The sequence below is a fragment of the Roseateles oligotrophus genome, from assembly GCF_014204525.1.
Taxonomy (GTDB): domain Bacteria; phylum Pseudomonadota; class Gammaproteobacteria; order Burkholderiales; family Burkholderiaceae_C; genus Paucibacter_A; species Paucibacter_A oligotrophus_A.
In genome coordinates, this window is record NZ_JACHLP010000001.1 from 452,202 (window position 1) to 465,535 (window position 13,334).

Here is a 13,334-nt window from a genome sequence, read left to right on the forward strand (position 1 = left end):
GGGCAGCCCGCTTGCTAGCTCAGACGCACGCGGGGGTCAGCCCAGGTGTAGGCGATGTCGATCAGCGCATTGCTGGCGATATAGAGCACGGCGCCCAGGAACACCATGCTGCGCACGATGGCGAAGTCCTGGCCCGCGATGGCGTCGATGATGAAGGCGCCCAGGCCCGGGATGCCGAAGAAGCTCTCGAACACCAGGCTGCCCAGAAAGACATAGGGCAGATAGCTGCCGGCGCTGGTGATGATGGGAATCATGGCATTGCGCAGCACATGGCGGAACAGCACGATCTGCTCGCTCAAGCCCTTGGCACGGGCGGTGCGCACATAGTCTTTGGCGATCTCTTCCAGGAACATGGCGCGGTAAAGCCGCGCCTCGCTGCCCAGCCGGGACAAAAGCGACAGCAGCACCGGCAAGGCCAGAAACTTGACCGCATCCAGGCCCGGCGCATAGCCGTTGATGGGCACCAGGCGCAGCACGCGGGAGAAAAAATACTGGCCAACGATGATGTAGAACAGGCTGGAGATGGACAGCATCAGCACACACAGCACCACGCCCCAGAAGTCGATGGCGGTGTTGCGGAAGAACACCAGCAACAAGGCGAAGGCCAAGCTGACGATGATTTGCAGAATGAAGAGCGGCAGCGCCAGCTGCAGGCTCACGCCCATGCGGGTCTTGATCTCGTGACCGATATTGACGGCCTGGCGCGCGTCCGAACGGCCGAAGTCCCACAGCATCAGGCTGGCCGAGCGTTCCCACAAAATCGTCTGGGTCAGCTTGGCGCTGCCGGCTTGCTGGGCATCCCAGTAGAGCGGCTTGTCATAGCCGCGCTCGACCTTCCACTTCTCGATCTGCTCCTGGCTGACCCGCTTGCCGCCGATGTTCAGGCGCGCCATATCGTCCGGCGTATTGACCGCGAAGAAGAGAAAGAAGGTGCAGAGATTGACGCCAATCAGCACCAGCACACCGTAGCCAAGGCGGCGCAAAACATAACTCAGCATTCAAGCGCCCCCGGTTTTTTCTGCGGAGAGCCCGGGCGCATATCCGGGCGCCAAGGCCAGCTCGCGCTTTTGGAAGCTGCGCCGCGTCCCCCACACCACCGCCGCCACCCCCACCAGCAAAACACCCAGCGGCCACCACAGGGGGCGATTCCACTGAGCGATCTTGGCGGCGCGCTCGGCCGGGTCCAGGCGCAGATAACGGGCCGGGTCGCGCACCACCACGCCGGGCTTGCCGTTGTAAAGCCAGCTCTGGAAGGCCGAGCCCGAGTAAGACCAGTAGCCAAAGGCCCAGGGCGCGTCCTCGCGCAAGATGCTCAGCATCTCGTCCAGCAGTTGCTGCTTCTCGGGCCCGTCTTCCAGAGTCTGCAACTGGCGGTAGCGGCGGTCGAATTCTGGATTCTGGTAATTGGCCGTGTTCTCGCCCTCATGCCTGGACTTGCTGTTCGGCCCGTAGAGCAGGAACAGGAAATTCTCCGCATCCGGGTAATCGGCAAACCAGCCCCACCAGAAGACCTGGTGCTTGCCCTTCAGCACTTTTTCCTGGAACTGGTTGTAGTCGGTGGCCCGCACCTCCAACTGCACACCGAGCTTGGCGAACTGCTTGACCATCCAGTCGTTCTCGGCCTTGGTCTCGGGCGTGATGGTGCGCATGAAGTCGAAGTTCAGCACCAGCGGCTTGCCGGTCCGGGCATCGCGTCCCTCGGGGTAGCCGGCCTCCACCATCAAGGCGCGTGCCTCCTCGATGGAACGGCGCCGCAGCTTGCCGTCCACCAGCTTGTGCGTCACCGGGTTGTGCGCGCCGGGCTGGCCCAATTGGTTTTCACGCGAACCGAACACGCCTGGCGGCACCGGGCCATGGGCGGCGTCCCCGCCCTTGTGGCGGAAGATGCGGCCATAGCCCTCCTCCCAGTCGATGGCGATGGACAGAGCCTGGCGCAGCGCTCGGTTGCGGCGCTGCTGCTCGGGCGTGTCACCCCGGCCCAGCACCGGGTCCAGCCAGTTGAAGCCCAGATACCAGTTGGTGATGTCCACCATCATCGGGAATTTATAGCCGCGCTCGTCGAAATGCCGGCTCACCTCGGTGGAGTCGTTCTTGTCCACCATGAAGTCCACGCCCCAATCGGCGCGCTCCATCTCCGGCAGGTCGAGATAGCCCTGCTTGAACATCTCCTTGATGGGCACGACCTCCTTCACCGAGGTGGCCACAATCTTGTCGATAAAGGGCAGGCGCTTGCCGCAGTCCTTCAGCAAGCCGGCCTCGGCATCACCGGGTGAGCCCTCGCAGGGATAGGTGTCGACGCGGTAATTGGGGTTGCGCACCATCACATGGCGGCGGTCCTGGCTGTACTCCCTCATCATGTAGGGGCCGGTGCCCACCGGCCACTGGTTCCAGGACAGGCCGTTCTCGGTCATGCCCTGCTGGGCGTAGAAGGCATCCACCTCCCAGGGCACGGGCGCCAGGAAAGTGCTGGACAGCCAGTAGCGCCACTGCGGGTACTTGCCCTTGATGCGTATGCGCAGACCGTATTTACCCACGGACTCGGCACCGGCCAAGGGCCAGCGGCGGAAGTCCAGAAAAGGCTTGTCGCCGGCCGACTCCGCCAGGCCCTTAAGCAGCTTGGCGTTCTCGGCCTGGATCAGACGCCCGTACTCCTTCAGCCCCAGCACATGCTCGGAGAACAGCGCGAACAGGGGCGCCTCCACCCGCGGCGTGGCCTGGCGCTTGAGCGCATAGACATAGTCCTCGGCCAACAACTCGCGCGTGCCCTGCTGGGCAAAGTCCCAGGGCGAGCGCTTATTGCCCAGCTCGGCACGGCTGAGCGAGTGGTAGAGCAAGCGGCCCTGGGCATCGGCGGCGAAGGCCGGATGGGGCGAGTACTTCAGGCCCGGCCTGATCTGCAGCTCGTAAACGGACTGCGCGATCTTCTCCGCCGGCGCATCCTGGGGCAGGCGCCGGCCGGCGGCATCCAGGTAATAAGGCAGCACGACGGCTTCGGCCGCGCGCGGGATCAGCTCGTACGGCCGCTTCAGATAGTGGTAGCCATAGGGTGGCTCGTAGATCTGATAGGCGTAGACCGTCTCGGGCGCGGTGTAGGAGGCGGTCGGGTCCAGATAGCGCGGCGAGCGTTCCTGGAAGGCGATATAGAGGGTGTTTTCCTTCTCGGCACCCTGCGGGTAAGGGCTGTTATTGCAGCCCGCCAGCAGCACGGCCAGCGCCAGGCCTGGCCAAGCCCATGCCAAAGCCCGACCGCCTGCCCGACCCGCACTCCCAGCGAGAAACCGCACACACACCCCTTCATCTGGCACCGCAAGACCCGGCGCCCGACCCCGCGCACCCGGCCTAAAAAATGGAAAGCCTCCTGATCCACGCGGCGCGAGGCCGGGGACCCGAAGGCTGGTGCTTCATCATAGCGGCCGGGGCCGCCGCAAGCCTATGAGGAAAGTCAGGATGGACGCTGCTTCACCGCATTCTTTGCGGCTGGGCTGACAACTCAGTGCGCGTGATGGCCGTCGCAAACCTCGCCCTCGACATGCATATGGGCATGCTGGTGCTGCAGCTTGGGGTCGTTCTGCCAGCCCATCAAAACATCGCGGCCCTGCACATACAGCTCTACCGTGGCCCCCACGGGCAGGCAGACCTTGGTATCCACATGGCCGAAAGGCAGGCCGGTCAGGATGGGTGTCTTGGTGTGCGCTCGCAGCGCGGCAATGGCCGCCTTCAAGTCATAGCCCCGGTCATTGGGCTGCTTGCGCCAGCCGCTGAAATCGCCCAGCAGGATCGCTTTTTGCGCATCCAGAATGCCGGCCTGTGCCAATTGCAAAAGCTGGCGCTCGACCCGGTAAGGGTGCTCGTTGATGTCCTCCAGGAAGAGCACGCCGCCCTTGATCTTGGGCAGATGCTTGGTGCCCAGCAAGGAGTTGAGCACGCTCAGATTGCCGCCCCACAAAGTGCCGCGCGCCTCCAGGCCGTCAAAGCCTTTTTCGCAGCGAAAGCCCACGGCCTCCAGCATGCCGTTCATGGCCTCGACAAAACAGTCCTGCGTCACATCATCCACGCCGCCGTCTTTGTCGCTGCGGCCAAAGTCGCCACAGGCCATGGGGCCGGCCCAGCTCTGCGCCTTGCCATGGGCCAGCAGGCCCAGCTGCAGCGAAGTCAGGTCGCTCAGACCCACCCAGCGGGTGCCCTGCTCCACGCTCTTGGCCAGCAAGGCCCAGTCGATACGGTCCAGCAAACGCGTCATGCCGTAACCGCCACGGCTGGCCATGGCCACGCTGGGCGCGGCCGCGGCCACCCGGTGCAAGGCGGCCAGGCGGGTCTCGTCATCACCGGCGAAGCGCTGATGCTTTTCCAGCACAGCCTCGTCCAGGCTGACCGCAAAGCCCAGCTTGCCCAGGCGCTTGACGGCGCGCTTGAGCAGTTGCGCCTTGGGCACCGCACCGGCGGGGGAGAAGATCGTCAAAGAGGTGCTGCTCATGGGGGTTCTCAAGCCTGGACTCAGGTCTTGCCTTATGAAGTGGGGTTTGATTTCAGCGTCCGGGAAGGGGCTGAAACTCCTTGGGTTCGCTATCGAGATGGGTGGCGTCGCCGGTCGGGATCACGGGCGACTCGCCGGCCTCCAGCGCGCGGGCGGCGGCGCGACGCTGCCGAGCCGCTTCGCGTCGCTGGGCAAAGAATTCGCGCAGGAGTTTGGCCGAAGCCTCGGCCAGGACGCCGCCGGAAACACAGGTATGGTGGTTGAGCTGGGGCTGCTCAAAAAGATTGAGCACCGAGCCGGCCACGCCGGTCTTGGGATCGGTGGCCGCGAACACCACCCGCTTGAGCCGCGCATGCATCATGGCCATCGCGCACATGGCACAGGGCTCCAGCGTCACGAACAGCTCACACTCCGGCAGGCGGTAATTGCCCAACAGGCTGGCGGCGTGACGCAGGGCCACCACCTCGGCATGGGCCGTGGGGTCGTGGGTGGTGATGGGGCGGTTGTAGCCGGTGGCGATCACCTGGCCGGCCCGCATGATGACGGCGCCCACCGGCACTTCGCCGGCCAACCAGGCGTTGTGCGCCTGGTCCAGCGCGATGCGCATGGCATATTCATCGGCCGCGCTGGCGGGCATTGGGGTGGGTGAACAGAGGTCTGACATGATGGGGCGGGCACAGTGTAGCAAGCACGGCACAGGGAATCAGGGCAAATACGGAGTCAGGTCCCTGCCCCAGCCATAACCCCAGCACTCACCGGCTTCGCTCAAACAAAGAAGCAGCCCGCAGGCTGCCTCAGACCTTCCTGCCGCGCGAGCTGGGCTCAAACAAGCCCGGCGCGCCGCGACTGCATCATTCCCACTCGATGGTCGCCGGCGGCTTGGTCGAGACGTCGTAGGTCACGCGGTTGATGCCGCGCACCTCGTTGATGATGCGACCCGAAATCTTGCGCAGCAGGCCGTAGGGCAGCTCGGCCCAGTCGGCGGTCATGAAGTCGCTGGTCTGCACGGCGCGCAAGGCCACGACGTAGTCATAGGTGCGGCCGTCGCCCATCACGCCCACGCTCTTGACGGGCAGGAAGACGGTGAAGGCTTGCGATGTCAGCTCGTACCAGTTCTTGCCCGTGGCCTCGTCCTTCCAGCCGCGCAGCTCTTCGATGAAGATGGCGTCGGCACGGCGCAGCAGGTCGGCGTAGTCCTTCTTCACCTCGCCCAGGATGCGCACGCCCAGGCCAGGGCCCGGGAAGGGATGGCGGTAGACCATCTCGGCCGGCAGGCCTAGCGCCACGCCCAGAGCGCGGACCTCGTCCTTGAACAGCTCGCGCAGCGGCTCCAGCAGCTTCAGACCGAGCTGCTCGGGCAGGCCGCCCACATTGTGGTGGCTCTTGATGGTGGTGGCCTTCTTGGTCTTGGTGCCGCCGCTTTCCACCACATCGGGGTAGATGGTGCCCTGGGCCAGGAAGCTGGCGCCCTTGTGGCCACCGTCGCCCGCCTTGAGCTTGGCCGCCTCGGCCTTGAACACATCGACGAACAGGCCGCCGATGATCTTGCGCTTTTTCTCGGGGTCGGTGACACCGGCCAGCTCGCCCAGGAAGAGCTCGCTGGCGTCCACGCGGATCACCTTGGCGTGCAGCTTGCCTTCGAACATATCCATCACCATATCGCCCTCGTTCAGGCGCAAGAGGCCGTGATCGACGAAGACGCAGGTCAGCTGGTCGCCGATGGCGCGGTGGATCAGCGCCGCGGCCACCGAGGAATCGACGCCGCCGGACAGGCCCAGGATGACCTCTTCATCGCCGACCTGCTCGCGGATCTTGGCCACGGCTTCTTCGATGTAATCGCCCATGATCCAGTCGCCCTTGCAGCCGGCGATCTCGCGGACGAAGCGGGTCAGCATGGCCTGGCCCTTGAGGGTATGCGTCACCTCGGGGTGGAATTGAACGGCGTAATAACCCTTCTCTTCATTGGCCATGCCGGCGATGGGGCAGCTGGGGGTTTCGGCCATCAGCTTGAAGCCCGGGGGCAGCGCCGTGACCTTGTCGCCATGGCTCATCCAGACCTTGAGCATGCCGTGGCCTTCCAGCGTGGCGTGGTCCTGGATGCCGTCCAGCAGCTTGGTGTGGCCGTGGGCGCGCACCTCGGCATAACCGAATTCGCGGTGGTCGCTCCACTCCACCTTGCCGCCCAGTTGCACGGCCATGGTCTGCATGCCGTAGCAGATGCCCAGCACCGGCACGCCCAGATCCCACACGGCCTGCGGCGCGCGCAGCTCATGGTCTTCGTAGGTCGAGGCGTGGCTGCCGGAAAGGATGATGGCCTTGGGCGCGAAGTCGCGGATGAACTGATCCGACACATCGTTGGGATGGATTTCGCAGAACACCGCGGCCTCACGCACGCGGCGGGCGATCAGCTGGGTGACTTGGGAGCCGAAGTCGAGGATGAGGACTTTGTCATGCATGGTATGGCTTCTTGTCTAGATTCAGATTCGGACTCGGATTCAAACCACAGCAGAGGCTGCGGCAGCCGCCTTGCTGCGGCTGAAATGCGCCCAGGCAAACAGCAGCGAGACTGCTTGCAGAGCGGCACAGAAGTAAAACGGCGCGCCAATGCGCCAGTCGCCCTTGGGCAGATGGGAGACCAGGCCCAGCAGGCCGGCACCGATGACGGGAGCCGTTACGGCCATCATGCTGTTGAGCGAGGAGACGGCTCCCATGGTCTCGCCTTGGTTGTTGGCATCGGCCGCATTGGAGATCAGGCTCTGGATGGCCGCGCTGACCGCGAAGCCCAGCACATTGAAGCCGATGATGGCGTACATCATCCAGCCGGCCGTGGCCGCGCCCCACACAAAATTGGTCAGCACGCTGGACAGCAAACCCATGAGTACCAGGCGCTGCGGGGAAAAAATCTTCAGCAGTTTGGGCAGCAAAAAGCCCTGCACCAGCACCGACATCACCCCCACCGCAAACAGCGACCAGCCGTTTTCCTTAGGGCCCCAGCCGAACTTGAAGCTGGTGTAAAGCACCCAGCTGGTCTGCAGCACCAACTGCGCCAGGCCACTCAAGGCGATCACAAACACCAGCGGACCGACACCCTTCAGATTGCTCAGCTTCTTCAGCGCCGACAAGGGGTTGGCCTTGCGCCAGTCAAAGGCCCGCCGATTCTCGGGCTTGAGCGATTCGGGCAGGACGAAATAGCCGTAACACCAGTTGATCACCGCCATGCTGCCGGCCACGTAAAAGGGCAGGTGCAGATTGATATCACCCAGGATGCCACCCATCACCGGCCCCAGGATGAAACCCATGCCGAAGGCCGCGCCCAGCATGCCGAAGCGCTTGGCGCGCTCCTCGGGCGTGGAGATATCGGCCACATAGGCATTGGCCACCGAGGCATTGGCCTGCATGGCGCCGCTGACCAGGCGCACCGCGATCAGCATCCACAAGGCCGTGGCCATGGCGGTGACGAAGAAGCTCAGGGCCAGGCCGGAGAAGCCGATCAACATCACCGGCCGACGGCCGAAGCGATCCGACAGCGCCCCCAGAATGGGCGAACCCACGAAGTTGGCAATGCCAAAAGCCAGCGCTACTGCGCCGTACCAAAAAGCGTGGTCGGACTGATTGGCTGTGAAGGTGCCCACCAAGGGCGGCAGCACCGGGATGATCAGACCGATGGAAATCATGTCGATCAGCACGGCCACCATGATGAAGCCCATGCCCGCAGACTTGGCCTGTTTGCCGCCATTCGGCGCCTGGCCGCTCGTCATTGCACTGTCGCTCACGGATGCTCCTGGGGGAAATCTGGGCTGGTGCTGCGCCGCACTGGCACAACACCAAAAAAGGGGCCGAGGCCCCTTTTCAGTTCGCGATTACTCGCTTCGGTAGTTCGGCGCTTCCTTGGTGATCTGCACATCGTGGACATGGCTTTCGCGCATGCCGGCCGATGTGATCTCGACGAACTCGGCCTTGTTCTGCATGTCTTCGATGGTGGCGCAGCCACAGTAGTGCATCGAAGCCTTCAGGCCGCCGGCCATCTGGAAGATCACCTGCACCACCGAGCCCTTGTAAGGCACTTGGCCTTCGATGCCCTCAGGCACCAGCTTGGAGGTGTTGGGGTTGTTGGCCGAGGTGTCCTGGAAGTAGCGGTCGGCCGAACCCTTGGCCATCGCGCCCATCGAACCCATGCCGCGGTAGCTCTTGTAGGAGCGGCCCTGGTAGAGGATCAGATCGCCGGGCGCCTCTTCGGTGCCGGCGAAGGCACCGCCCATCATCACGCAGTCGGCGCCCGCGGCGATGGCCTTGGCCAGGTCGCCCGAGAAGCGCACGCCGCCATCGGCAATCACCGGCACGCCGGTGCCGCGCAGTGCGGTTGCGACGTTATCGATGGCGGTGATCTGGGGCACGCCCACGCCGGCCACGATGCGGGTGGTGCAGATGGAGCCGGGGCCGATGCCGACCTTGACGCCGTCCGCACCCGCCTCGACCAGGGCCAGGGCGGCCGCGCCGGTGGCGATATTGCCGCCGATGACGTCGACGCCGGGGAAGGTCTGCTTGACCCAACGCACGCGCTCCAGCACGCCGGCGCTGTGGCCATGGGCGGTGTCCACGATCAAGGCGTCCACGCCGGCCTTGACCAGCATGGTGACACGCTCTTCGGTGTCATCGCCGAAACCTACCGCCGCACCCACACGCAGCTTGCCAGAGGCATCGCGGGCGGCGTTGGGGAAGCTGGTCTGCTTGGTGATGTCTTTCACCGTCATCAGGCCGCGCAGTTCGAAGGCGTCGTTGACGACCACGACGCGCTCCAGCTTGTGCTTGTGCATCAAGGCCTTGGCCTCTTCCAGCGAAGCGCCTTCCTTGACCGTCACCAAGCGCTCGGCCGGCGTCATCATCTCGCGCACCGCCAGATCCATGCGGGTCTCGAAGCGCACATCGCGGCCGGTGACGATGCCGACGACTTTTTTGCCCTCCAGCACCGGGAAACCCGACACGCCATGCTGACGCTGCAACTCCACCACTTCGCGCACGGTGGTCGTGGGCGTGATGGTGAAAGGCTCCAGCACAATGCCCGACTCGTAGCGCTTGACGCGTGCGACCTCGATCGCTTGCTGCTTGGCCGTGAGGTTTTTGTGGACGATGCCGATACCGCCTTCTTGCGCAATGGCGATCGCCAGGCGCGCCTCGGTCACCGTGTCCATGGCGGCTGAGACCAGGGGCAGGTTGAGGCGGATATTGCGGGAAAGCCGGGTGGCGAGAGAGGTGTCGCGAGGCAACACATGGGAGAACGCTGGCACCAACAAAACGTCGTCGAAGGTGAGCGCTTTTCCTAAAAGGCGCATGAGGGAAGCTCCAGTCGCAAAGCGGCATTATACGGAAGGCCGGGCCCGTCTTGCTCGAGCGCGCGAAAAGAAGCCTCGCGGCGCCACCCGAGTGCACGACGAAGACGCGCCGCATGTGCACATCCGCACACTCGCTTACACCGACTCGGGGTCCAGGGCTAGCCCTGCTCGCCAAGGCCGCCGCTACACTCAGCCCATGTCAAAAACGCACTCTCTTGCCGCCCTCACCCGCCTTGCGCTGCTCAGCGTTTTGATGCTGGGCGCAGCCCTGCCCGCCAGCGCGCAGTGGAAGTGGCGTGACCCGACCGGCAAGCTGCAATTCAGCGATCTGCCACCCCCCAATGGCACGCCGGAGAAAGACATTCTTCAGCGCCCGGCCAATGCGCGCCGTGCGCCCATCGTGGTCCAGCCCTATGGCCAGACCACCGCCAGCGAAGCCCCGGCCAGTGCCGCCTCGGCCGTGCGCAGCGCGCCCTCCAAGGAAGAGCTGGCCCGCCAGGCCCAGGAAAAACAGCGCGAGAAAGAGCTGCAAGCCCAGCAAAAAGAAGAAGCGCGCCGCAGCGCCGAGCAACGCCGCGCCAACTGCCAAAGCGCCCAGGACAATCTGCGCCTGCTGGAGAGTGGCGTGCGCATCCGCCGGGTCAATGCCCAGGGCGAGCCCGAGGTGCTGGACGACAAGCAGCGCGAAGCCGAGCTGCAGCGCACCCGCGCCGCGGCCAGCTCGGAATGCCGCTAAAAAATCAGCGACTCGTCTTGCCCGCCAGCGGGCGATGCTTGGAGACGATGCGCTCGCCGCGCGCCTTGTAGCGCTGGCGCCGCGCCTCCTTGGGGTCCACCGTCAGCGGCCTGTAGACCTCGATGCGATCACGGGCCCGCAAGACCGCATCCAGACCCTGCACCCGGCCCCAGACACCGATGCGCAGCTGTGCCAAACGGGGGAGTTGCTCGGCAAACTCGGGGCAGGCGCGCAAGGCCTGCTCAATCGTCGTGCCGGCCGGCACCATGAACTCCGCCTGTCGCACATCACCCTTGGCGGGGCTCCAGACCAGTTCGACGCACAGGCTTGGCCGCAGGCCGTCAGCGGGCGCCATACACGGCCTCGGCCCGCTGCACGAAACGCTCGACCAAGGTGTTAGCAACCCGATCAAACACCGGGCTGACTACCGCCTCCAAGGCCATGCTGGAGAAGGCGTAGCGCAACTCGAACTCGATCTTGCAGGCCTTGGGCTCCGCGCCCGCTTGCGCGGGGTCCGTGGCGGCACCCGGCTTGCCCAGCGGCAGGAAATTCCACTCCCCCTCCAGCTCGGAGAAGGGCCCATCCACCAAGGCCATATCGACCCGCCGATTGGGCGTGTGCGTATTGCGGGTGGTGAAGCCATGGCGCACGCCGGCATAAGCCATCTGCAAACGCGCCGTCACCGACTCGCTGGGCGCATCCGCTGCCGCAGCGGGCTGTTCGAGCGCCTGGCAACTCAGCACTTCGGCCTGCTCGCACCAGGGCAGAAACTCCGGATAGCGTGCCACGCCGACCACGAGTTCATACATCTCGCGGGGCGAGTACCAAAGGAGGACAGACTTCTTCACGTGCTTCATACAATGGCTGCATTGTATTGGCGCCCTGCCCGCCCAGAAAAAGAACCCAGCCCATGTCCACATCCACAAACGCCAACCGGCCGCCACCCAAGGCCAAGCCCGCCGTCAGCAGCAAACCCGTCGCCGAAAATCGCCGCGCCCGCTTCGACTACCACCTGAGCGAATTCTTCGAGGCCGGCATCGTGCTCGAAGGCTGGGAGGTGAAGGCCATACGTGCCGGCCAGGTTCAGCTGACCGACGGCTATGTGATGATCAAGAACGGCGAACTATTCCTGATCGGCTGCCGCATCAACCCCTTGCGCACCGCCTCCACCCACATCAGCCCCTTGGCCGACCGGACCAAGAAGCTGATGCTCAAAAAAGACGAGATCCGCCGCCTGGTCGGCAAGACCGAGCAAAAAGGCTTCACCATCGTGCCGCTGAACCTGCACTTCAAGGGCAGCCACATCAAGGCCGACATCGCGCTGGCCAAGGGCAAGGACCAGGCCGACAAGCGCGACACCGAGAAAAAGCGCGACTGGGAGCGCGAGCGAGGCCAGCTGATGCGGCACAAGGCCACGGGGCGCAAGGAATAAGAACTTGTCCGTGAATAGCAGGGTTGAGGATGGCGGGGCGATTTGGACGCAGGGCAAGGCGCAAACCACAGCGATACCCGGGGGTATCGCGAGGATTTGTAACGCCGCCATGCGTTCAAAGCGTCCGCCAGCCGACCCCGGCTATTTGCGGATAAGTTCTAAGCTTACTTCCCCGCCGACAACTGGCTCAGCGCCTGAGCCAGGTCGGCTTGCAGATCGGCCACATCCTCCAACCCCAGGGCAAAGCGCACGATGCGGCCCGGCGCCAGCTTGGAAGGCAAGGCGCGGCTGCGCGACATCTCGTAGGGCACGGCCAGGCTCATGGGCCCGGCCCAGGAATAACCGATGCCAAACAGCTCCAGCGCATCGACAAAGGCATCGACCTGGGCCGCGCTGTACTCGGGCTTGAAGATGGCCGAGTACAGGCAGGCCGCGCCGGCGCTGCTGGTTTGCTGCCAATACGCATGGCCGGGCGAGCCGGGCAGCGCCGGGTGCAGAACCTGGGCGACCTCGGGCCTGCCCTGCATCCATTGCGCCAAGGCACGGGTCGTCGCGTCCTGGGCGCGGTAGCGCAGCGCCAGCGTAGGCAAGGCGCGCAGCACCAGCTCCACATCGTTCTGCCCCAGGCCATAACCCAGATGCTCGTGCATATAGTTCAGCCGCTCATGCAAGGCCAGGTCGCGGGTACAGACCGAGCCCATCAGCACGTCGGCGCCGCCCGAGGGGTATTTGGTCAGGGCCTGCATGGACACATCCACACCTAGACCGGGGGCCAGCTCAAAGGCGTTGAAGGCCAGGCCCGCGCCCCAGGTGTTGTCCATGGCCGTCAGCACGCCCCGCTGCTTGCAGGCGGCCACAATGCCCAGCACATCGGGGAACTCCAGCGTGATCGAACCGGCGGCCTCCAGCCATACCAGCTTGGTCTGCGGGCCCAACATGGCGGCCAGGCCGGCAGCGTCCAGCGGATCGTAAAAGCGGTAGGTGATGCCGAACTGCGGCAGCAGGGATTCGCTCAAATAACGGTTTTGTCCATAGACATTGTCAGGCACCAGCACCTCGTCGCCGGGCCGCAGCAGGCCCAGGCTGACCAGGGTCACGGCCGCCAGGCCGCTGGGCACCAGCAGGCAGTGCTCGGCACTCTCCAGCGTGGCGATGCGGGCCGCCAGGGTGTAGCTGGTGGGTGTGCCGTGCAGGCCGTAGCGATAGCTCTTGCCATCGCGCGGGCGGTAACGGTGCAGGTCGGCGGTGTCCTTGAACAAGACCGTGGAGGCCTTGAACACCCCCACCGGGTGCGCATCCCAGCCCTCGGGCGGGCGATAGGGGTGGTGGATCTGCTCGGTGGAGATGGCGCGTTTGCTCATA

Annotated in this window: 12 protein-coding genes; 2 read left to right on the plus strand and 10 right to left on the minus strand. The window is 64.7% G+C overall.

The window, feature by feature from the left end:
• Positions 1-14 precede the first annotated feature (14 nt).
• The 7 genes from HNP55_RS02080 to guaB form a co-directional block, all read right to left on the minus strand.
• Positions 15-998 carry an ABC transporter permease gene (locus HNP55_RS02080; RefSeq protein WP_184295683.1) on the minus strand — a complete coding sequence of 328 codons (984 nt, stop codon included), beginning with the start codon at positions 996-998 and terminating at the stop codon, positions 15-17.
• On the minus strand, positions 999-3,239 hold the full coding sequence (locus tag HNP55_RS02085) for an ABC transporter substrate-binding protein (RefSeq protein ID WP_184295685.1): 2,241 nt from the start codon (positions 3,237-3,239) through the stop codon (positions 999-1,001).
• A gap of 251 nt (positions 3,240-3,490) precedes the next feature.
• The gene (locus HNP55_RS02090) at positions 3,491-4,474 is read right to left on the minus strand and encodes an LD-carboxypeptidase (protein WP_184295687.1); all 984 of its coding nucleotides are present in this window, start codon (positions 4,472-4,474) and stop codon (positions 3,491-3,493) included.
• A 52-nt stretch (positions 4,475-4,526) separates the two neighbouring features.
• Positions 4,527-5,111 (minus strand): tRNA adenosine(34) deaminase TadA, encoded by a 585-nt coding sequence (gene tadA, locus HNP55_RS02095; RefSeq protein WP_184295689.1) that lies wholly within the window; start codon positions 5,109-5,111, stop codon positions 4,527-4,529.
• Between the two features lie 214 nt (positions 5,112-5,325).
• Entirely contained in the window at positions 5,326-6,930 is a 1,605-nt protein-coding gene (gene guaA / locus HNP55_RS02100; RefSeq protein WP_184295691.1) for a glutamine-hydrolyzing GMP synthase, read from the minus strand.
• A gap of 39 nt (positions 6,931-6,969) precedes the next feature.
• Positions 6,970-8,247: a TCR/Tet family MFS transporter gene (locus HNP55_RS02105; protein ID WP_348648639.1), complete on the minus strand. Its 1,278-nt coding sequence runs from the start codon at positions 8,245-8,247 to the stop codon at positions 6,970-6,972.
• 87 nt (positions 8,248-8,334) lie between these two features.
• Positions 8,335-9,804 (minus strand): IMP dehydrogenase, encoded by a 1,470-nt coding sequence (gene guaB / locus HNP55_RS02110; RefSeq protein WP_184295693.1) that lies wholly within the window; start codon positions 9,802-9,804, stop codon positions 8,335-8,337.
• A gap of 196 nt (positions 9,805-10,000) precedes the next feature.
• Between guaB and HNP55_RS02115 the strand changes: the two genes are divergently transcribed.
• The gene (locus tag HNP55_RS02115; protein WP_184295695.1) at positions 10,001-10,540 is read left to right on the plus strand and encodes a DUF4124 domain-containing protein; all 540 of its coding nucleotides are present in this window, start codon (positions 10,001-10,003) and stop codon (positions 10,538-10,540) included.
• Between the two features lie 4 nt (positions 10,541-10,544).
• On the opposite strand, the gene HNP55_RS02120 is transcribed toward HNP55_RS02115, so the two are convergent.
• Both HNP55_RS02120 and HNP55_RS02125 read right to left on the minus strand, forming a co-directional pair.
• Entirely contained in the window at positions 10,545-10,895 is a 351-nt protein-coding gene (locus tag HNP55_RS02120) for an RnfH family protein (RefSeq protein ID WP_184295697.1), read from the minus strand.
• Positions 10,882-11,397: a type II toxin-antitoxin system RatA family toxin gene (locus HNP55_RS02125; RefSeq protein WP_184295698.1), complete on the minus strand. Its 516-nt coding sequence runs from the start codon at positions 11,395-11,397 to the stop codon at positions 10,882-10,884. Before HNP55_RS02125 ends, HNP55_RS02120 begins: the two co-directional genes overlap by 14 nt.
• A gap of 53 nt (positions 11,398-11,450) precedes the next feature.
• Here HNP55_RS02125 and smpB point away from each other — a divergent pair, with 53 nt between their 5' ends.
• Positions 11,451-11,972: an SsrA-binding protein SmpB gene (gene smpB / locus HNP55_RS02130; protein WP_184295700.1), complete on the plus strand. Its 522-nt coding sequence runs from the start codon at positions 11,451-11,453 to the stop codon at positions 11,970-11,972.
• A 164-nt stretch (positions 11,973-12,136) separates the two neighbouring features.
• Here smpB and HNP55_RS02135 read toward each other — a convergent pair whose 3' ends face one another.
• Positions 12,137-13,333 (minus strand): PLP-dependent transferase, encoded by a 1,197-nt coding sequence (locus HNP55_RS02135; RefSeq protein ID WP_184295702.1) that lies wholly within the window; start codon positions 13,331-13,333, stop codon positions 12,137-12,139.
• Between the last annotated feature and the right edge of the window lies 1 nt (position 13,334).